We start from the raw sequence: 19,962 nt of genomic DNA, 5'->3' as shown, positions 1-19,962 counted from the left end.
CGTGTGGTCACCGAGCGTCAGGGAGCACCTCGCCGTCACCGGCGCCGGGCCGGTCGACGACCGCCGCCAGCCGCGGGAACCCGGCCGGCAGGTACACCAGGGAGTACGCCGCGGCGCCGCCGGCGTCGTCGACCAGCACCGAGATCTCGTCACCGGGCGCCAGGCCGGTCACCCGCACCGGTCCCGTGGCCACGCGGCCGTTCACCCGCACCCGGCCCCGCCGGTCGCTGGTGGTGGCCCTGACGGTGACGGCGCCCTGCGTCGCCTCCGTGGTCCCGATCGCGTAGCGACTCGTGCCCGGCGTGAAGGCCGGGCTGAGGGCGACCCCCTGCCCACCCACGGTGATCGCGTGGACCGGCGCGGCCCGCCGTTGCGCCACGACCCCGTCGACACCGTCGACCCTGGCCGTGGCGACCGGCACCGGCTGCCCGACCGCCAGCGCCAGCAGGCACGCTGCTGCTCTCAGTGCTCCGCGCACCACGTCTCCCCTCCCCTGCCGCCCGCAGACGGCGACGGCCCCCGGCGCGGTGCGCCGGGGGCCGTCGTGGATCAGCGGTCAGTTGCCGCCGGTCAGCTTCTCACGCAGCGCCTGCAGCGCCTCGTCGGAGGCGAGCGAACCGCCGCCCTCCTCCTCCTTCGCAGGAGTGGAGGTGTAGGACGTGGCCTCGCCGGCCTCGACCTCGGCCTGCTTGGCCTCCTGCTGCTGCTTGACGTGGGCCTCCCAGCGAGCGTGCGCCTTGGCGTACTGCTCCTCCCACGCCGAGCGCTGCTCCTCGTAGCCCTCGAGCCACTCGCCCGTCTCCGGGTCGAACCCCTCGGGGTAGATGTAGTTGCCCTGCTCGTCGTAGGTCGCGGGCATGCCGTAGAGCGTCGGGTCGAACTCCTCGACGTCGGAGGCCGCGGTGGTCTCGTTGGCCTGCTTCAGCGACAGCGAGATCCGGCGCCGCTCGAGGTCGATGTCGATGATCTTGACCATGACGTCGTCGTTGACCTGGACGACCTGCTCGGGGATCTCGACGTGGCGCTCGGCCAGCTCGGAGATGTGGACCAGGCCCTCGATGCCCTCCTCGACCCGCACGAACGAGCCGAACGGCACCAGCTTGGTGACCTTGCCCGGCACGATCTGGCCGATCTGGTGGGTCCGCGCGAAGTGCTGCCACGGGTCCTCCTGGGTCGCCTTCAGCGACAGGGAGACACGCTCGCGGTCCATGTCGACGTCGAGCACCTCGACGGTGACCTCGTCACCGACGGTGACGACCTCCGACGGGTGGTCGATGTGCTTCCACGACAGCTCGGAGACGTGCACCAGACCGTCGACGCCACCGAGGTCGACGAACGCACCGAAGTTGACGATCGACGACACGACACCCTTGCGGATCTGGCCCTTCTGCAGCTGGGTGAGGAACCCGTGCCGGACCTCCGACTGCGTCTGCTCGAGCCAGGCGCGGCGCGAAAGGACCACGTTGTTGCGGTTCTTGTCGAGCTCGATGATCTTCGCCTCGAGCGTCTGGCCGACGTACGGCTGCAGGTCGCGCACGCGGCGCATCTCGACCAGCGACGCGGGCAGGAAGCCGCGCAGGCCGATGTCGATGATCAGACCACCCTTGACGACCTCGATGACGGTGCCCTCGACGACGCCGTCGGCCTCCTTGATCTCCTCGATCGTGCCCCAGGCGCGCTCGTACTGGGCGCGCTTCTTGGACAGGATCAGGCGACCCTCCTTGTCCTCCTTCTGGAGGACCAGGGCCTCGACCTTGTCGCCGACCTCGACGACCTCGGACGGGTCGACGTCGTGCTTGATGGACAGCTCGCGCGAGGGGATGACGCCCTCGGTCTTGTAGCCGATGTCGAGCAGGACCTCGTCCCGGTCGACCTTGACGATGGTGCCATCCACGATGTCACCGTCGTTGAAGTACTTGATGGTCTGGTCGATCGCGGCCAGGAAGTCCGCTTCCGAGCCGATGTCGTTGACCGCGACCTGGGGCGCGTTGTCGTCGTACTGGCTGGGCAGCGGGGTCGAGAGGGTGCTCGTCATGTGTAGGAGTAGTCCTTGGATGGGCAGAATGTCGTCGGGATAGATCTCCTGCGCTCCCTGGTCAGGGGTGACCCGGGCGATCGCAGACGTTCCAGGGTACGCGGGCGGCTGCGCCCGAGTCCAACTGGCGGCGACGGGCCGCGAGACCGGGCGGACTAACCTTTCCTCCCGTGGAGCAGGCCCGCCAGGAGCACTGGCCCCATCCCCCCGTCACCGCCCATCGTCGCCGGGTCTCCGAGGAGGAGTCGCGCCGGGCCAACGGACCGGACTGGGACCGCTACGCCGACGAGTACCAGGCCACCCACGGGGCGTTCCTCGGCGACGTCGGCTTCGTCTGGGGGCCCGAGGGACTCACCGAGGACGAGGCAGGGGTGCTCGGGCCGCTCGAGGGCCGCTCGGTGCTCGAGCTGGGCTCCGGCGCCGGGCAGTGCTCCCGCTGGATCCGCAGCCGCGGCGGCCGGTCCTACGGCCTCGACCTCTCCCACCGCCAGCTGCAGCACTCGCGCCGCATCGACGACGTGACCGGGATCGCCGTCCCGAGCGTCCGCGGCACGGCGACCGCGCTCCCCTTCGCCGACGACGCGTTCGACGTCGTGTTCTGCGCGTTCGGCGCGCTGCAGTTCGTCGCCGACATCGAGGTGACCGTCGCCGAGACCGCCCGGGTGCTGCGCCGCGGCGGGCGCTTCGCCTTCTCCATCACCCACCCGACCCGGTGGATGTTCCCGGACGACCCGACCGAGGAGGGGCTGGTCGCCAGCCAGTCCTACTGGGACCGGACGCCGTACGTCGAGGTCGACGACGAGACCGGCGAGACCGCCTACGTCGAGCACCACCGCACGCTGGGCGACTGGGTGTCGCTGCTGGCCGGCGCCGGCTTCCGGCTGACGACGCTGCTGGAGCCGGAGTGGCCCGAGGGGCACGACCGGCTGTGGGGCGGCTGGTCCGCCGTGCGCGGACGGCTCACGCCGGGGACGGCGATCTTCGGCGCCGACCTGGGCTGAAACCGAAGGTTAAATCGCGAGGTCTGTTATCAGAAACGCATAACGCGTTATCGCATCCGACGTTGAATGGGCATCTCGGATCATCTCGGTCACCAATCTCAGGGAGCTCCCATGTCCGAACCGCGGACGACCTCCGCGCGCCTGCGCGCCGGCCTCGTCGCCGGCACCGCACTGGCCACCGCGGCGACCTTCACCCTCGCCGCCGCGCAGCCCGCCCAGGCCGACCCGCTGCCCGCGCCGTACACGGCCGACGCGCACGCGGACGTCGTGGGCCTGACCATCGACGCCGCCGCGCTCGACCTGGCCGACGTGTACGTCGGTCACGCCGAGTCGACGGTCGACAGCACGGCGGCGGACGACAACGCCACCGCCGAGTCGGCGAACCTCGAGGCGGCGCTGGTCGGTCTCGAGATCCCCCCTCGACAGCGAGGAGGTGGCGGCTCCCCCGAGCGCCGACCCCGCCGCGAGGCAGCTGCTCGGCGTGCCGCTGGCACCGGTGGTCACCGTCGGCGCCCTCTCCGGTGACGTCGAGGCCGCCTACGGCTCCGCGACGTCGTGCGTGCCCGCGGAGGGCGGCCGCCGGCTGCTCTCCGACGCGGTGACCCAGCTCGCCGGGCTGTCCCTGCTCGACCTCCCGGTGGTCGGCCAGGTCGCGTCGATCGAGGCGTCCTCGGTCCGCACCACCACCGAGCTCGTGGACGACGGGGACGGCGGCTCCGACGTCGTCTCCACCGTGCGCACCACCGTGGGCGACATCGACCTCCTCGGCGGCCAGGTCGGCATCGACGTCACCTCCCCGGTGACCCTGCAGGCGACCTCCGACGGCACGACCGGCTCCGCGGAGCTCGTCGACCCGCCGACAGTGACCGTCACCGTCGGTTCGTCGGAGATCCCGGTCCCGCTCAACGGCGAGCCGCTCAGCATCGACCTCGGACTGCTCGACGCGGTCGCCGACCTGACCGTCACCGCTTTCTCGCCGGACGACCAGTCGGAGGGCGCGACCGGAGAGGCGGACCTGCTGTCGCTGCTCCGGATCGAGCTCGAGGTGCTGTCCGTGGTCGGGGCGCCGCTGCTCGCCCTCGACCTGGGCCTCGCTCCGCAGCACGTCACCGCGACGGCCCCGGCCGGCGGCGTCGAGTGCGAGGAGGTCGAGCCGGGTGACACCGACGGCGACGGCCTCCCCGACGACGAGGAGGAGGAGCTCGGCACCGACCCCGAGGACCCCGACACCGACGACGACGGGCTCACCGACGGCGAGGAGGTCAACGAGGTCGGCACCGACCCGCTCGACCCCGACACCGACGACGGCGGCGTCACCGACGGCGCCGAGGTCGACAACGGGACCGACCCCGTCGACAACCCCGACGACGACATCCCGACCACGGACACCGACGGTGACGGCCTGCCCGACGACGTCGAGGACGAGCTGGGCACCGACCCGGAGGACCCCGACACCGACGACGACGGCCTCTCCGACGGCGAGGAGGTCAACACGATCGGCACCGACCCGCTCGACCCCGACACCGACGAGGGCGGCGTCAACGACGGCGCCGAGGTCGACAACGGCACCAACCCCGTCGACGACCCCGAGGACGACCTGCCCGCCACCGGTGACACCGACGGCGACGGCCTCCCCGACGACGAGGAGGACGAGCTCGGCACCGACCCGAACAACCCCGACACCGACAACGACGGGCTCACCGACGGCGCCGAGGTCAACACGATCGGCACCGACCCGCTCGACCCCGACACCGACGACGGCGGCGTCACCGACGGCGCCGAGGTCGACAACGGCACCAACCCCGTCGACAACCCCGACGACGACCTGCCCGCCACCGGCGACACCGACGGCGACGGCCTGAGTGACGAGGAAGAGGAGGACCTCGGCACCGACCCGGAGAACCCGGACACCGATGACGACGGGCTCACCGACGGCGAGGAGGTCAACGAGGTCGGCACCGACCCGCTCGACCCCGACACCGACGACGGCGGCGTCACCGACGGCGCCGAGGTCGACCGTGGCACCAACCCGGTCGACGACCCGGAGGACGACCTCCCCTCGACCGACACCGACGGTGACGGCCTGCCCGACGACGTCGAGGACGAGCTGGGCACCGACCCGGAGGACCCCGACACCGACGACGACGGCCTCAGCGACGGCGAGGAGGTCAACACGATCGGCACCGACCCGCTCGTCCCCGACACCGACGAGGGCGGCGTCAACGACGGCGCCGAGGTCGACAACGGCAGCAACCCCGTCGACGACCCCGAGGACGACCTGCCGGCCACCGGTGACACCGACGGCGACGGCCTCCCCGACGACGAGGAGGAGGAGCTCGGCACCGACCCGGGCAACCCCGACACGGACAACGACGGGCTCACCGACGGCGCCGAGGTCAACACGGTCGGCACCGACCCGCTCGACCCCGACACCGACGACGGCGGCGTGACCGACGGCGCCGAGGTCGACAACGGGACCAACCCCGTCGACGACCCCCGACGACGACCTGCCGGACACCGACACCGACGGTGACGGCCTGCCCGACGACGAGGAGGAGGACCTCGGCACCGACCCCGGTGACGGGGACACCGACGACGACGGGCTGGGTGACGGCGAGGAGGTCGACGAGGTCGGCACCGACCCGGTCGACCCCGACACGGACAACGACGGGCTCACCGACGGCCGCGAGGTCAACGGGCCGACCAACTGCAGCACGGGCTCGACGAACCCCCTCCGTGCCGACACCGACGGCGACAAGCTGAAGGACGGCCAGGAGGTGAAGGGCATCCGGCTGAAGCAGAAGGTGCAGCTCAACAAGCGGACCCGGAAGGCGATCGGCCTGGTCAAGCCCGACCCGTGCGTCCGTGACACCGACGGCGACGGCCTGCGCGACGACCGTGAGGTCAAGGGCACGCGGATCAAGCAGAAGGTGATCGTGCGCAAGCAGCAGGGCGGCTCCTACCGGATCGGCCTGCGGGTGACCAACCCGGTGCAGGCCGACACCGACCGCGACGGTCTCAAGGACCGCGCCGAGGTGACCGGCAACGCCAACAAGCGGCACAAGCGGCACAAGAGCGACCCCACTCACTGGGACACCGACCGCGGTGGGGTCAAGGACGGCAAGGAGGTCCGCGCCGGTGCGGACCCGGCCGACGTCCGCTCCGGGCTGAAGAACCCGCGCGGCCTGCGGATCCTCGGCGGGCAGGGCTGAGCCGGGGCCGCTGACCGCGGAACCACCGACACGGGGCACCAGCGTGATGCTGGTGCCCCGTGTCGTTCCCCGGGGTGGGCACACGCCCCTAGGCTCCCGCCGTGGACGAGGAGGAGATCGCCAAGTCGGCGCGGCTCGAGCAGCGGCACTGGTGGTACGCCGAGCGGCGCGCGCTGGTGCGTCGTACGGCCGCTGCCTGGTCGCCCGGCCGGGCGCTCGACGTCGGCGCCGGTAGCGGCGGCAACGCGGCGGTCCTGCGTGACCTCGGGTGGACGGTCAGCTGCGTGGAGCGCTCCCCCGCCGGTGCGCGCATCGCCGCCGGCCGCGGGCTCACCGTGGTCCGCGGTGACGCGACCCGCCTGCCCTTCGGCGACGCGTCGTTCGACCTCGTCATGTCCACCGACGTGTGGGAGCACGTCGAGGACGACCGTGCCGTCGCCGCCGAGACCGCACGGGTGCTCCGCCCCGACGGCCGGCTGCTGGTGGCGGTGCCGTGCTCGATGCGCCTGTGGAGCGGCCACGACGTCGCGCTCGGCCACCACCGGCGCTACGAGCGCGACGAGCTCGCCGGCCTCGTCGCGGGCGCCGGGCTGCAGGTCGAGGACGTGTGGTCGTGGAACGTGCTGCTGCGCCCCGTCGTCCGGGCCCGCCGGCGCAAGCGGGACACGGCGGAGAGCGAGATGGAGCCGGTGCACCCCGCCCTCAACGCCGGCCTGCGCGCCACCGTCGCGCTGGAGCGCGTGCTGCCGCTGCGGCGGCTGCCGGGCGTCAGCCTGGTCCTCGTCGGGCGCAAGCCGGGGTGACCGCATGGTGATGGCGCTCAGCGGCGCGTGGGGCCTCCTGGTGGTCAGCGTGGTCCTGAGGTTCGTCGCGCGAGCCGGTCTGCGCGGCACGCTCCCCCGCAACGGGTTGGTCGGCATCCGCACGTCTGCCACCCGTGCGTCGGACCGGGCGTGGAACGCCGCGCACCGCGCCGCAGCACGGCCGGGGCGGCTCGTGGCCGACGTGACCGTCGGGACCGCCCTGGCGCTGGCAGCGTCCGCGCTGCTCCCCACGGCGTCTCGCCGCACCCCGTCACCATCGGCCTCTTCGTCCTCGGCTACGGAGGCGTCCTGCTCGGCGCTGTCGGCGTCACCCGCGTCGCGAACCGGGCGGCGCGGGCGGCGTGAGCCAATAGGCCGGTCCGGGCGGATCGGCGCGACGATCCACATCCGTCAGTCGGCGCGCCGGTACTCCACGCCCGCGCCGAGCTGGACCGTGCGGCTGACCGTGCACAACCGGTCGCGGCTCTGCTCGATCGCCCGCTGGAGCACGCCCCTGGCGGCGTCACCCTCGGGGCCCGCCGGGAAATGGACGTCGAAGGTCAACCGCAGCCCGTCCAGGTGATTGCCCTGCTCGTCACGCACCTTGTTCCCCTCGGCCCGGACGTCGAACGACGTGCTCGTCGCGCGCTTGCGAGTGATGAACTCGACGTCGGTGGCGCTGCAGCCGGCGATCGCGACGAGCAGCAGCTCCACCGGCGTGAACGTCGGATCCTGGTCGTCCATGGCGCCGACCAGCATCTCGCCGCCGCGGACGTTGGTCGCCCGGTACTTCCCGTCGCCGATGCGGGCCAGGTCGACGCTGCGCAGGGTGTTGTCGCTCATGCGCGACACACTCTCAGACGGCGATCGCACGAGGTTCGGACGCCGCACCGCGCGTCGCCGCTGGGAAGGACGAGGAAGTGTGGGCGCTCGCCGCGGTGGTCGCGGCGCTTGGCTGGTGGCTCCGACCGGGTGCCAGGTCGTCTTGGGTCGACGTTCTGGGGTCGGGGTCGAGACGGGTACGACGAGGGGGTTGCGCGGCGTTGTCGGCCGGCGTCGCGGGTGGCAGAGGGGTGTTCGGCCCACTTGTCGTCCACAGGCCGGGATGCGCTGGATGCCTGTCCACAGCAGGGTTCTGGCCGCATGGCGGTGTCGGTGGCGGCGTGTTGACTAGGTCTCATGGAACTCGGGACCGCGCCGCTCTTCGACCTCCCCGCCGCGACTGCGGCGCGGGTGGTCGAGACCGAGCCTGCGGTCGCCGAGGTGCCGGTGAAGACGTTCACCCACGAGCTGCTCGACCTGGTCGCGGAGGACCGGGCGGTCCTCGCGGCTCGCGAGCTCGCCCTGGTGCAGCGGATCGCGCACTGGGCCAACCTCAACACCATCAGCTCCGCTGAGGGCGCGGCGACGTTGACCGAGCGGGGCCTGGACACGGGGCTGCCGGTCGCGGGCGAGGGGGCGCCGTTGATCAGTGACTTCGCGATCATCGAGCTCGCCCCGATCCTCGGCCGCTCCCTGGACTCGGCCCGCTCCTACGTGGGCTGCGTTGTGGAGCTGAGCCACCGCCTGCCGCAGATCTGGGCCAAGGTCGGGGAGGGGGTTGGTGCCGGTGTGGAAGGCGCTGCGGATCGCCGACCAGACCCGACTCCTCAACCACGAAGCGGTCGGGTTCGTCGACCACCATCTCGCCCCGTTCGCCGCGGGTTGCTCGTGGGCGCAGATCGACCGCCTCGTCGAAGAAGCGATCACCCGGTTCCAGCCCGACCTCGCCGAAGCCCGCCGCCAGCGCGCGGAGGAGACGCGACGATTCGACATCGACCTCGACCACGCCGGCACCGAGGGTGTGGTGCGGTCGACGGTGTGCTCGACCTCGCCGACGCGCTCGACCTCGAACGTGCGGTCAGCGGCAAAGCTCGTGAGCTCGCGTCGCTGGGTGATGAGGACTCCCTCGACGTGCGTCGGTCGAAGGCGGTCGGTGAGATCGCCCGCGACCAGCTCACCCTCGACCTCACCACCGACAGCGAGCAGCCGGCCCATCCGCGCCCGGTCGGCGGACGCGGCATCGAGCTGTTCGTCCACCTCGCGCAGGACGCACTCACCGATCGCGCCGCGCATGACGAGGGCGCCTGCGTGGGTCGGTTGCAGAACCTGCAGGTCCCCGTCACCGCCGAGCAGATCCGCCAGTGGTGTGGTGCGGCGGGGCGGATCATCGTCCGCCCCGTCCTCGACCTCGCCGGCTGCGAGCCGATCGACGCCTACGAGATCCCCGACCGGCACCGCAGGATCGTCGTGCAGCGCGACCACCACTGCGTGTTCCCCGGCTGCACCAAGCGCGCCGAACGCTGCGACGTCGACCACACCGTCCCCCACGCCCAAGGCGGGGTGACGTGTCCGTGCAACGAAGCCGCCCTGTGCCGAGGGCATCATCGCGCGAAGACCCACGCCGGCTGGAGCTACGAACGACTCGCCCCCACGGTCTACCTGTGGACCAGTCCGTCTCGGCACCGCTACCTCGTCACCGCTGCCGGCACCCGCGCCCCTCCACCCGGCCGCTGATGAGCCGGGCGCCGACCCGCTCGAGGAGTAGCTCCCGCGCCCCGCACCCCGCCGGACTCGGCGGGGCCAGCGGCATGCCCAGTCACCGCCTCGCGGGCCTGCGCGGTGGATCCCCGTCACCAGATGACCGCGATCAACCGCACAACCCGGGCTCCTGCGCTTCCGCCCAGCGCCAGCCGCGGACGTCATACGTGCCGAGGGCGATCGCCCACGATCCGTATGACGTCCCCGGGCGGCACGTCGACCCGAAGCAACCCGGCGCCCGAGCAATCAACCAACCGCCGCGACCACCGCGACCACCGCGGAGACCGCCCTACAGCCGGTAGACCCGCGGCTCGAGCAGCGACCCGTCGCCGCGGCGGAGGTCGGGGCTTGACGACGTCGTCGAACCGGATCGCCCGGTCGCGTGGCGCGCGGCGGGCGGTGAGGACGGTGGTCATCGCGCGAGCGACCAGCGCCTCGGTGCCGCGGTGGTGGGCGTCGGCGGTGACGGTCTGCTCGACGAACTCCGGGGCCAGCTCGCCCTCGACCCTGATCGGCTGCGAGCCGTGCCAGCGCAACGAGATCACGTTGAGGTGGTGCTTGGTGTCGATCAGGCGCTTGACCGGGCCGGCCAGGCCCGAGCGGTCGAGGTAGGCCTCGATCTCGGGGTCGAAGGCGGGCGCCTGCTTGGCCGTCATCACCAGCGTCGGCGGCAGGGTCGAGTCGTCGAGGCGGCACCACCAGAGGTGGCTGGGGGAAGTCGACGATCTTGGCGGCCGCGGCCTCGGGGACCTCGATGTAGCCGGCCCTCGCGACCCGGGTCAGCTCGCGCACCACCCCGACCGGGTCGGTCACGTGCTCGAGGACGTGGGAGCAGATCGCGTAGTCGAAGACGCCGTCGGCGAACGGCATGGCGGCGGCGTCGGCGTCGAAGAGCGGGCGGACGACGCGGGTGCGGCCGGTGCCCGACCGCTGCCCGGCGTACGCGTCGTCCGGGTAGCGGTCGAGGAGCACGTCGGCGCGCCACGACGGCTTGTCGCCGCTGCCGACGTCGAGGACGAGGTCGTCCGGGCCGACCGGGAGGTCGATCCGGCGCTCCCGGAACGACCGCAGCCGCTCCCTCGTCCCCCGGACCGCTCGGCTGCCCGGAAGCGACACCACGTCAGACGGTCGCGAGCGGCCGGTCGTGCTCCCCGGTGCCGGCCTCCTCGCCCTCGACCCGCCGGTTGATGACCAGCCCGAGCCCGATCAGCACCAGACCCAGCACCACCAGCAGCAGCGGGTACAGCACCTTGCTCCCCGACAGCAGCATCGCCTTCGTGTCGTACTCGTCGACGTTCGAGTCGACCTGCTCGTCGGTGTACTGCACGGTGCCGACGAACGCCGGCACCCGGACGTCGTCGTGGACCAGCTCCTGGTTGCGCTCCTCGACGCGGTGGATCGGCGACCCGGTCTGCGGCTCGACGTAGAAGGTGCGGGTCATCTCGTAGACCATCTCGGCCTGCACGACGGGCTCGGACGCGCCGAACACCGAGCCGGGCACCTCCCGGGTCTCGATGACGGTCGGCTCGACCTGCTGGACGAACTTGTAGACCGTGAGCCCCTGGATCTCCTCCTCGCCCTCGTAGGTGGCGGTCACCGCCTCCCCCACCGAGCCGTCCCACACGTCGTGGTCCTCCTTCTCGGTGCCGAACGGGAACTTGTAGACCTGTCCCTCGAACACCGTGGGGTCGCGCACGACGTCCTCGCCCTCGACCCGCTCGATCCACGTGTCACAGGGCTCGCAGTCGACGCCCTCGCCGGTGACGACGTCGAAGGCCGCCCGCTCGGTCGAGCGCTGGAAGTTGCTGCCGTCGGCCCGGTCGGTGGTCACCACGTTGACCCAGACCGTCACGTCGTCGGGAGCATCGGCCTCGGCGTCCTCGCTGGTCTTCGACGTGATGACCAGGTCGTGCGTCTCGGGTGCGAGCACCTCCGGGTCGGAGTTGAAGATCTGCGCGCCCGCGGCCTCGAGGTTGGTCTCGCTGTTGTACCCGTCCGGCACCCGCGCGAGCGTCGGGTAGGCGTAGAACCGCACCAGTACGGCGGCCACGATGAGGAACACCCCCAGCCCGACCAGGATGGGTCCGATCAGTCGACGCATGTTGTTCCTCCCATGACGGTCTCGCGCCGGTCGCGCGGACGGTGGTGACGGGACCGCGCCGGTGCGCGGTCCGCGAGCTCTGCCACGACCAGGTCGAGCGCCTGCCGGCGCATCTGCGCCCAGTCGTGCTTGGCCGCCCAGGCGCGGCAGGCCTCGGCCCGGGCGCTGCGGACGGCGGGGTCGGCGGCCTCCGCGAGGGCGTGCGCGATCCCGGCGGTCAGCCGGCGGCGCACCTCCTCGAGATCGGCCGGGGTGTCGGGGACCAGCCACCCGGTCTCGCCGGGCCGGACCGAGTCGCGCAGCCCCCGGCACGTCGCGGGCGACGGTCGGCACGCCGTACGCCGCCGCCTCGACGACCGCCTGGCCCCAGCCCTCGGCGTCGGACGCGCACACGTGCACCGATGCCCGGGCCAGCAGCTGGGCCTTGCGCTCCTCGTCCACGAAGCCGTGGAAGGTCACCCGGTCGGTCAGCCCGAGATGCGCGGCGAGCCGCTCGAGCCGCTCACGTTCGGGGCCGCGACCCACGAGGTCGACCCGGACCCCCGGAAGCTGCAGCGTGAGGGCGTAGACCGCGCGCAGCACCAGGTCGACCCGCTTGTGGGCGACCAGGCGGCCGAGCACCACCACCCGCTCCGGGTCCTTCCGGCCGGGATCGACCGCCCCGGCGGGCGGGAGGTCGGCGCCGTTCTCGAGCAGCCCGACCGGCCCGGTCCAGCCGAGCCGGCGCCGCATCTCCTGACGCGTCGACTCCGACACCGCCACCACCCGGCGTCGCCGGTAGACGAGCGGCATCAGCACCCGCTCCAGCCAGCGGCCGAACGCGGCGACGGGCGCCGGGAAGTGTGCTCCGAACTGGTCCTGGTGCACGTGGTGGAGCACCAGCACCACCGGCGTGCGCCGGCGCACGACGAGCGGCGCGAACGACGGCAGGCCGCACGACGGGTCGACGACCGCGTCGATGCGGCGGCGACGACGCAGCAGCCGCACGGCGGTGAGGGGGTAGAACCCGAGCGGGCCGCCGTGGCGGTGCACGGCGATGCCGTCCCGGTGCTCGGACCGGGCCTGGCCCGGCTCGCGCGCGGTGACGAGCTCGACGTCGGCGCCGCCCTCGGCGAGTGCGCGCGCGAGGTGCCACGCGTAGATCTCCGACCCGCCCGCGAGGGAGTGGTCGAGGTCGCGCCAGTTGACGACGACGACCCGGCGGCCGGCGAGCGGCGCGAGCGCCGAGCGGCCGGCCATGTCAGTGCTCCCTCATCGCGGACAGGACCACCGGGGTGAGCGCCGCCGGGAGAGCCACGGGTGCCGGGAGTGCCACGGGCGACGGCGATCCGGTCGTGCCGGCGCCACCGAGCGGCGGCGCGACGAGCCGGCGGGTGCGCCAGGCGATCGCCGCGAGCTCGGAGAACGCCGCCGCGCCGTGCCGCATCGGCACGAACGTCGAGCCGGGCACGTCGGTCCAGACCACCGGGATCTCGTCGATCCGGGCGTCGACGGCACGCAGCCGCACGAGCAGCTCGACGTCGAACGAGAAGCCGCGGGCGGTCAGGGCGCCCGCGACGCGGCGCGCCAGGTCACCGCGCAGGACCTTGAACCCGCACTGGGTGTCGGCCACCCCGGGCACGAGCCGGCGCGCCAGCATCCGGTAGCAGGCGGCGCCCGCCGCCCGGGTGGCGCAGGTGCGGGCGGTCGTGACGGAGCCGGCGAGGGCGCGGGGAGCCGATGACCGCGTCGGCGCCGAGCTGCACCCGGCGGCAGGCCTCGTCGAGCGCGTCCAGCGCCGTGGCCCCGTCGGCGTCCATGAACGCCACGAGCTCGGCGTCGGTCGCCAGCAGCCCGGCCCGCACCGCAGCCCCCTTGCCCCGCTCGGGGCAAGCGACGACGCGCACCGGCAGCGCCGGGGTGCTCGCCGCCAGCGCAGCCTCGGCCGTCCGGTCCGTGCTCGCGTTGTCGACGACGACCACCCCGACCGCCCCGAGGACCCCGCGGCGGTCCACCACGTGCCGGCGCAAGGCGTGCAGCGTCCGTGGCAGCCGTGACTCCTCGTTGTACGCGGGTATGACGATGTGCAGCATCCGGGCCCTCCCAAGCCGTCTGCAGTGAGACGCGTCCCTCGAGGACGCCTGAGACGCCGGTCGTCCGCGGGCTCCCCAGCCGCGGACGACCGGCCGGTGCTACTCGCTGGAGTAGGTGTAGAGCTCGGCCTCCGAGACCGGCTTCTGGGCGCTGCTGTTCTGGTAGGCGTTGACGCCGGCCACGAGCACGGCCGCCGACGCGAGCGCTCCGACGAGCGCTGAGATCACGATGTTCATGGTCATGCGCAGGTCCCCTCCCAAAGACCTCCGGCCGCGTCCGGGTGCACCGGTGACCGGTCGTCACGAAATGTGACGAGCATCTCTCCCGCTGCGGATTCTCCACAGGAACGCCGCCAAAGGCAACGCCATCCCCGCAAGATGTCCGGCCGAGACGCACACGACCCGCCACATCTCAGCGACCGGCGGATCCACGACCGGCTCCCCGTCCGGTGCGAGATCGACGAGGGTGAGGCCCTCGCCGTCGTGCCTGACCAGCCCCGCCGGCGGGTCGACCACCGACATCCCGTGCTGCACCAGCACCCACCGCACGCCCACCGCCCGCATCTGCTCCCCGGGGTCGGCCGCCGCGAGCGCGCGGCGTACGTCCTCGGCCCGCGGGTCCTCGGCCGGCACGACGACGTCGTCGAGCAGCAGGCGGTCGTCGGTCAGCACCGTGCCCGGGAAGAACCGCGGCGCCGGATCGAGCACCGCCCGGTGGTGGTTCCAGTCGAAGCCGCGGTAGGAGCCCTGCCACGGCAGCACGACCATGCTGCCCGACGGACCGGACCCGCGCTGGTCCTCGAGGATCGCGGCCACCGTGTCCCACTCGGCGGGGTACGACGACCGCTGGAGCTCCCCGGCCGCCCCCCACGCCAGCGACGGCAGCAGCAGGGCCGGCGCGAGGACCAGCAGTCCGGCGACGCCCCACAGCGCCTCGCGGCCGGGCCGCACCCGCTCGCGGACGACGGTCACGGAGCCGGCGAGGCCGACGGCGAGCGCGACGCCGAGCGGCGCGAGGAACCGGTGCGAGTCCCGCAGCAGGGCGAGCCCGGGCAGCCGTGCGGCGAGCGTCTCCAGCGCGTCCGCCGCGCCCGGCACGGCCGGTGCGGCGGCGACCAGCAGGGCGCCCGCTCCGAGCAGCACCAGCCGCGGCAGCTCGCCGCGGTGGTCGCGGGTCGCGCGCCGCAGCCCGGCCACGGCTGCGAGGGTCAGCAGGCACGCCAGCAGCACGACAGGGGTGCTGGTGCGTTCCGGCGGCAGGATCGAGGTCTTCCAGATGCCACCGAGGGAGAGCAGGCTCGGCAGCAGGCCGGCGCCGGACTCGGCGCGCGCGGCGAACCCGGCGAACACGCCGTCGGCCGACACCCGGACGGTGGTCGCCGTCATCGAGGGCACCAGCCAGGGCAGGTTGGCCAGGAGCACCACCCCGCACGCCCGCCACCAGCCCGACCGGTCCCGGCCGAGCCCGAGCACGGCGAGGGTCGCCGCGGCCATCACGCCGCTCGAGGGGCTGCAGACCGCCGCTGCCGTGCACGCGATCGCGGCCGGCGCCCAGCCGCTGCGGGGGTCCTCCCGGAGGCGCCGGGCGGCCAGGGCGACCCACGGCAGTGCCAGGTAGCCGAGCAGGATGGCCCACTGCCCGATGAGCAGCCGCTCGTGGACCCACGGGTTCCACAGCAGGAGGGTGATCGCCGCTGCCCGGGCGACGAGGGGCAGCGGCCGGGTCAGCCGCCCGACTCCGAGCCCGCCGAGCAGCAGCCCGGCCAGGAGCAGCGCCCGTTGCACCCAGGTGCCGGGCACCACCTGCGTCGCCAGCGACACCAGCGCGTCCATCGGCACGGCCCGAGGCAGGGCCGGGTCGAGACCGAGCCAGGCCGCCTTCCACGGTTGCTCCGGGACGAAGACCATGTCGCCGACCAACCAGAAGCCCGGACCCAGGAACAGCGGCCCGAGCACGACGGCGGCGACCAGGGCCGACCAGCCGAGGTCGCGGAGGTCGTCGCCGCGCCCGGTCACGACGACCCGTCGGTGGTGCCGGCCCGGCCGCCGAGGAGTGCTGCGGCCACCGCGAGCGCGAACGCCGTGCCGGTCACCAGGTCGACGGTGGCCGACGGCGGTGTGGCGGCACGGGTCAGCTCCACGGCCCAGAGGCCGAGGGCGACCAGGAGGGCGGCGGCCACCAGTACCTGGACGAGGGCCGGCCGGCGGCCCAGGACGACCCCGGCCGCCGCGCCCGCCGCCACGAGCGGCCCGCCGACCAGCCAGGCGACCCCCCGCCGCGGCCGCCGCGAGCGCCGCGGTGGTGGCGACCGTACGTCGGCCGCCGTCCGCGCGCTGCACCGTTGGCGGCGGCGCCGGATCGGGACGGTCGTCCGGTGGTGCACCGCGCCGGCGGCCTCGCACCAGGAGCCAGAGCGCCCACAGCAGGACGCCCGCCAGGAGCAGCAGCCCGCCGACCAGCCCGACCAGGTAGCTGCGCTGCGGCGTGAACCGCAGCTCGACCTCCCCGGCGGCGTCGGCCGGCACCAGCCAGCCCTGCGCCCAGCCGTCGACGGTCACCGGCTCGAGCTCCCGTCCGTCCACGGTGGCCACCCAGCCGGCGTTGTGGTTGTGCGGGGTGGAGAGCACGGCCTCCTCCCCCGGGCCGAGGTCGAGCCGGACGCGGGTCGCGTCGGCGTCCAGCAGGCGGAGCGACCGCGACCGCTCCACCACCCGGGTGTGGTCCCCGTCGAGCCCGAGCAGGGTCAACCCGACCGGCTGGAACTGGGGCGTCGACAACAGCCGGACGCGGTGGACGCCGGGGGCGAGCCGCAACCGGCGCTCGGCGCGGCTCCCGCACACCCGGAGCGCGAGCTGGCCGGCCGAGACCACCGAGCCGGCGTCGCCCCGGACGCGGGTCTGGTAGCGGCGGCCGTCGACGACCAGGGGCGGGCCGAAGCCGCACGGCGTCCCGGCCTGGGCGGCGCCGTCGAACGGTGTGGTCAGCCGGCCGCCCCGCAGCCGCAGCTCCGCGATCCCGGTCGGCCGGGCGTCGGGCGCGTCGCGGAGGAACGTCACCGTCAGCAGCCGGGCACGGAGCGGCTCGAACGAGCCCGACCCCGCCAGGTCCACCTCGCGCCGCCGGCCGTCGGCCTCCACGACGGCGCGGTCGGGCATCGCGCCGAACCCGGCCGGGGGCGTCACGTCGAGTCCGCGCAGCACCCGCTGCCGGCCGAGGTCGATGGTGAGGGTCGGTGCGGGGTCGCGGCCGTCGGCGAGCCAGATCGTGGTGTCGTCGCCGTCGTGGGCCATCCGCGGCCCGACCGCCGGGTCGTCGGAGAGCACCGACGTGGCCCTGACCTGCGGCCCGCCGAACGGCAGCAGCAGCTCGGTGGTGGACGGCGTCGCCCGGGCGACCGCGAGGCCCCGGACACCCCACCGGCCGGCCGCCCCGACCGTGAAGGTGCGGTCGATGCCTGCCGCCTCCTCCGACCCACGCCGGCGGGCGGCCGCGCAGTCCGGGCCGAGCAGGGTGGTGATGCACGCCCGGGTCTCGGGGCGCGCCCCGAGCACGACGTCCGGCGTCCCGGCCTGCGGCACCTCCGGCAGCACCAGCGTCCGCTCGGGGTGCACGCCCTCGATCCACACCTCGGCCAGGCCGATCCCCGACTCCGCGTGCGGGGTGGCGGCGACCTCGACCCGCACCGACCGGGCGCGCACCCCGTCGAGGTCGGCGACCGCGCGGCCCGTCGTCTCGTCGGTCTCGACGGTGCGGGTCACGCCACCCGCACTGACCCGCCACTCCGTCACCAGCTCCAGGTCGGCGCGCTCGACCGGCTGCAGCAGCTCCACCCGGCCGACCGGCTGCGCCCGCGCGAGGTCGACGCGGACCCACTCGCCCTCGGGGCCGACGTACGGCGCCGGCCGCCAGGACGTCGACGTGTCGCCGTCGAGCACGGCGTCGGGAGCGGCCTCCGCCTGCACGCTGCCGAGGATCTCGACCCAGCCGCGCGAGCTCGACGCCGTGACCCCGGCGACCCCGCGGTACGCCGCCACGACGGGCTCCGCGCCGGGCGGGCCGGGGTAGTCGGCGACCACCCGCCGCCCGTGCCGCGGCTCGTCGGCGGTCATCACGTTGCTCTCCGCCTCGAGGATCCGGCTGAACGACCGCTCGCGGCGCCGCCAGGCGTCGCCGATGACGTCGGCGGTCCGGTCCCAGCCGGGCGCGCCCGCCAGGAGCACCGGCTGCGCCGGCCCGACCAGGCCCGCGCCGACCGCCGCCACCGCGTCCTCGGGGGCGGACGCCACGGTGACGGCGTCGGCCGTGTCACGGACGTCGTACCCGCCGCTCTCCGCCGCGCCGAGGTTGCGCTGCACCTCGAACACCTCGATCGCCGGGCCGAAGTCGAGCGCCCCCGAAGCTCTTCACCCGCCGCAGCCCCGGCGACCGGGCGAGGGCGACCGAGACCAGGTTCGACGGGGTGGCGACCGCCACGTCGGAGTCGAGGTCGTGCCGGACGAGCACGGTGTCGATGCCGATCCGCACCAGCATGGCTTGGAGGTACGGCGACCCGGAGCCGGTCTCCAGGTAGGTCTCCAACGCGGTGAGCATCCGGATGGTGGCCGCCGGAGTCAACGGCACCTGCGACCGGGTGACCCACGGCGACCGGTCGACCGCCTGCATCACCTCCTCCATCGTCCAGCCCCACTCGTGGATGCCGAACCCGGCGCCCGGGATCACCCAGGTCACCGCCGTGCCGCCCTCGACCGCCCGGTCGCCGAGCCGCCGCTCCCGCCGCTCGGCGACGAAGGCCGCCGCGTCGCGCCAGTAGCCAGGCAGCTCCCCCAGCCGGGGGTCCGGGTCTCCGCGCGGACGATCGGCGCCGCGGCCGTGCCCAGCCCGGCGACCAGCGCGCCGACCAGCGCCGCGACAAGCAGGCCGGCGCCGACGCGGCCGGCAGGCCGGTCGCGCCGCCGCGTCCGGTGCGCCACGCGGGCCGCGTCGGCGACCGCGACCGCGACACCGACGGCCAGCGGCACCCGCAGCACCGGGTCGGCCTTGGCCACGTTGCGCAAGGGTGCGAGCGGCCCGTCGAGCAGGTCCTGCAACCACTGGCTCAGCGGCCCGTCCAGCGGGCCGGTGTGCGCGATCACCTGGCAGGTCAACCCGAGCGCGGCGGAGACGAGCAACGGCACCCGGAACCGGCCGCGGTGGCGCAGCAGGCCCACGAGCCCCACGACGGCGAGCAGCCCGGTGCCGACCACGACCCACGGCTCGTAGGAGAGCAGGTGACCGGCGGGCCACCAGCGCTCGCCGTCCACGACGATGTATCCGACCCAGTTGCTGGTGCCGCGCAGGGTCGGGGCGAAGCCCGAGGACCAGGTGGTGGCGCGAGCGTCCTCCACGTAGTCGAAGAACGGCGGGCTGTAGCGGCCGAGCTGGAGCAGCGACCCGACCCACCAGGCGTTGACCACGGCCATCAGCGCCGCCCAACCGGCCGCGAACCGCCACGACAGGTGGCGGCGCAGCACGGCCCAGGCGACGAACACGACCAGCAGGGCCGCGGGCGCCGCGGTCGCGGTGCCGTTGACGCCGCCCGCGCACGCGTACGCCGCCGCCGACAGCACCGCGGCGTCGCGCGGCCGGCGGCGGCCGTCGACGGCCTGCACGATCGGCAGCAGCGCCCACGGCAGCACCGCGCCGGGGAGGATCTCGGCGCTGCGCACGCCCAGCTCGGTGACGTGGCGCGGAGCCAGCCCGTAGACGAGCCCGGCCGCGGCGGCCGCCCACGGGTTCCCGACCAGGTGCCGGGCCAACCGGCGGACACCCTCGCACGCGAGGAGGAGCAGCAGCACCGACCAGAGGCGCTGCGACAGCCAGCCCGGCATCCCGACCAGGTCGAGCGCGGCGTACCAGAGGCCCTGGGGGAACAGGTAGCCGTAGGCCTGGTTCTGCAGCTCGCCGAGCGACACCTGCGGGTTCCAGAGCGAGAACGTCCCGGCGAGGTAGCGGCCGGGCTCCTCGGTCAGCTCGAGCCGGGTGTCGTTGGTGGTGCGGCCCGCCTGCTCGGTGACGAGCAGCAGTGCCAGGGCGGCGTACACGGCGACGAGCACGACGGCGCAGCGTCGCGCCGCAGCCCGCTCCTCCATCGCCTCTCCTCCCACGGCCGCACGGCGCA

Annotated in this window: 18 protein-coding genes; 7 read left to right on the top strand and 11 right to left on the bottom strand. The window is 74.0% G+C overall.

The window, feature by feature from the left end:
* Window positions 1-7 precede the first annotated feature (7 nt).
* Entirely contained in the window at window positions 8-478 is a 471-nt protein-coding gene (locus MF408_RS19865; RefSeq protein ID WP_240249103.1) for a hypothetical protein, read from the bottom strand.
* Window positions 479-556: 78 nt separating this feature from the next.
* Window positions 557-2,035, bottom strand: a complete 1,479-nt coding sequence (gene rpsA / locus MF408_RS19860; RefSeq protein ID WP_240249102.1) for a 30S ribosomal protein S1 — start codon at window positions 2,033-2,035, stop codon at window positions 557-559.
* Between the two features lie 170 nt (window positions 2,036-2,205).
* Between rpsA and MF408_RS19855 the strand changes: the two genes are divergently transcribed.
* From MF408_RS19855 to MF408_RS19830, 6 genes are all read left to right on the top strand, one after another.
* Window positions 2,206-3,036 (top strand): class I SAM-dependent methyltransferase, encoded by an 831-nt coding sequence (locus tag MF408_RS19855; protein WP_240249101.1) that lies wholly within the window; start codon window positions 2,206-2,208, stop codon window positions 3,034-3,036.
* 111 nt (window positions 3,037-3,147) lie between these two features.
* Window positions 3,148-3,561, top strand: a complete 414-nt coding sequence (locus MF408_RS19850; RefSeq protein ID WP_240249100.1) for a hypothetical protein — start codon at window positions 3,148-3,150, stop codon at window positions 3,559-3,561.
* Complete coding sequence (locus tag MF408_RS19845) at window positions 3,470-5,569, top strand: hypothetical protein (protein WP_240249099.1); 2,100 nt, start codon at window positions 3,470-3,472, stop codon at window positions 5,567-5,569. The genes MF408_RS19850 and MF408_RS19845 overlap by 92 nt, the downstream gene beginning before the upstream one ends.
* 244 nt (window positions 5,570-5,813) lie before the next feature.
* Window positions 5,814-6,248 (top strand): binary toxin-like calcium binding domain-containing protein, encoded by a 435-nt coding sequence (locus tag MF408_RS19840; protein ID WP_240249098.1) that lies wholly within the window; start codon window positions 5,814-5,816, stop codon window positions 6,246-6,248.
* A gap of 101 nt (window positions 6,249-6,349) precedes the next feature.
* Entirely contained in the window at window positions 6,350-7,051 is a 702-nt protein-coding gene (locus MF408_RS19835) for a class I SAM-dependent methyltransferase (RefSeq protein WP_240249097.1), read from the top strand.
* Between the two features lie 150 nt (window positions 7,052-7,201).
* Entirely contained in the window at window positions 7,202-7,417 is a 216-nt protein-coding gene (locus MF408_RS19830) for a hypothetical protein (protein WP_240249096.1), read from the top strand.
* 45 nt (window positions 7,418-7,462) lie between these two features.
* Here the strand turns inward: MF408_RS19830 and MF408_RS19825 are convergent, their stop codons facing one another.
* Entirely contained in the window at window positions 7,463-7,942 is a 480-nt protein-coding gene (locus tag MF408_RS19825) for an OsmC family protein (RefSeq protein ID WP_240249095.1), read from the bottom strand.
* 288 nt (window positions 7,943-8,230) lie between these two features.
* Between MF408_RS19825 and MF408_RS19820 the strand changes: the two genes are divergently transcribed.
* Complete coding sequence (locus tag MF408_RS19820; RefSeq protein WP_240249094.1) at window positions 8,231-9,607, top strand: HNH endonuclease; 1,377 nt, start codon at window positions 8,231-8,233, stop codon at window positions 9,605-9,607.
* Window positions 9,608-9,877: 270 nt separating this feature from the next.
* Here the strand turns inward: MF408_RS19820 and MF408_RS19815 are convergent, their stop codons facing one another.
* From MF408_RS19815 to MF408_RS19785, 8 genes are all read right to left on the bottom strand, one after another.
* A complete protein-coding gene (locus MF408_RS19815; protein ID WP_240249093.1) occupies window positions 9,878-10,747 on the bottom strand; it encodes a methyltransferase domain-containing protein in 870 nt (289 codons plus the stop codon).
* A 4-nt stretch (window positions 10,748-10,751) separates the two neighbouring features.
* Window positions 10,752-12,971 (bottom strand): porin PorA family protein, encoded by a 2,220-nt coding sequence (locus MF408_RS19810; RefSeq protein WP_240249092.1) that lies wholly within the window; start codon window positions 12,969-12,971, stop codon window positions 10,752-10,754.
* Window position 12,972: 1 nt separating this feature from the next.
* The gene (locus tag MF408_RS19805; RefSeq protein ID WP_240249091.1) at window positions 12,973-13,344 is read right to left on the bottom strand and encodes a hypothetical protein; all 372 of its coding nucleotides are present in this window, start codon (window positions 13,342-13,344) and stop codon (window positions 12,973-12,975) included.
* A complete protein-coding gene (locus MF408_RS19800) occupies window positions 13,304-13,804 on the bottom strand; it encodes a glycosyltransferase (RefSeq protein WP_240249090.1) in 501 nt (166 codons plus the stop codon). The genes MF408_RS19805 and MF408_RS19800 overlap by 41 nt, the downstream gene beginning before the upstream one ends.
* Before the next feature lie 99 nt (window positions 13,805-13,903).
* Complete coding sequence (locus MF408_RS19795; RefSeq protein WP_240249089.1) at window positions 13,904-14,047, bottom strand: hypothetical protein; 144 nt, start codon at window positions 14,045-14,047, stop codon at window positions 13,904-13,906.
* Window positions 14,048-14,104: 57 nt separating this feature from the next.
* Window positions 14,105-18,160 (bottom strand): discoidin domain-containing protein, encoded by a 4,056-nt coding sequence (locus tag MF408_RS19790; protein ID WP_240249088.1) that lies wholly within the window; start codon window positions 18,158-18,160, stop codon window positions 14,105-14,107.
* The gene (locus MF408_RS25915; RefSeq protein WP_275693500.1) at window positions 18,111-18,623 is read right to left on the bottom strand and encodes an alpha-(1->3)-arabinofuranosyltransferase family protein; all 513 of its coding nucleotides are present in this window, start codon (window positions 18,621-18,623) and stop codon (window positions 18,111-18,113) included. The genes MF408_RS19790 and MF408_RS25915 overlap by 50 nt, the downstream gene beginning before the upstream one ends.
* Window positions 18,530-19,933 carry an alpha-(1->3)-arabinofuranosyltransferase family protein gene (locus MF408_RS19785; RefSeq protein ID WP_275693239.1) on the bottom strand — a complete coding sequence of 468 codons (1,404 nt, stop codon included), beginning with the start codon at window positions 19,931-19,933 and terminating at the stop codon, window positions 18,530-18,532. Before MF408_RS19785 ends, MF408_RS25915 begins: the two co-directional genes overlap by 94 nt.
* Window positions 19,934-19,962: the final 29 nt, after the last annotated feature.

It is taken from the genome of Nocardioides sp. TF02-7 (assembly GCF_022437945.1).
GTDB lineage: Bacteria > Actinomycetota > Actinomycetes > Propionibacteriales > Nocardioidaceae > Nocardioides.
The sequence above is the reverse complement of the archived record's forward strand: the minus strand, read 5'-3'. Positions and strand labels throughout refer to the sequence as shown.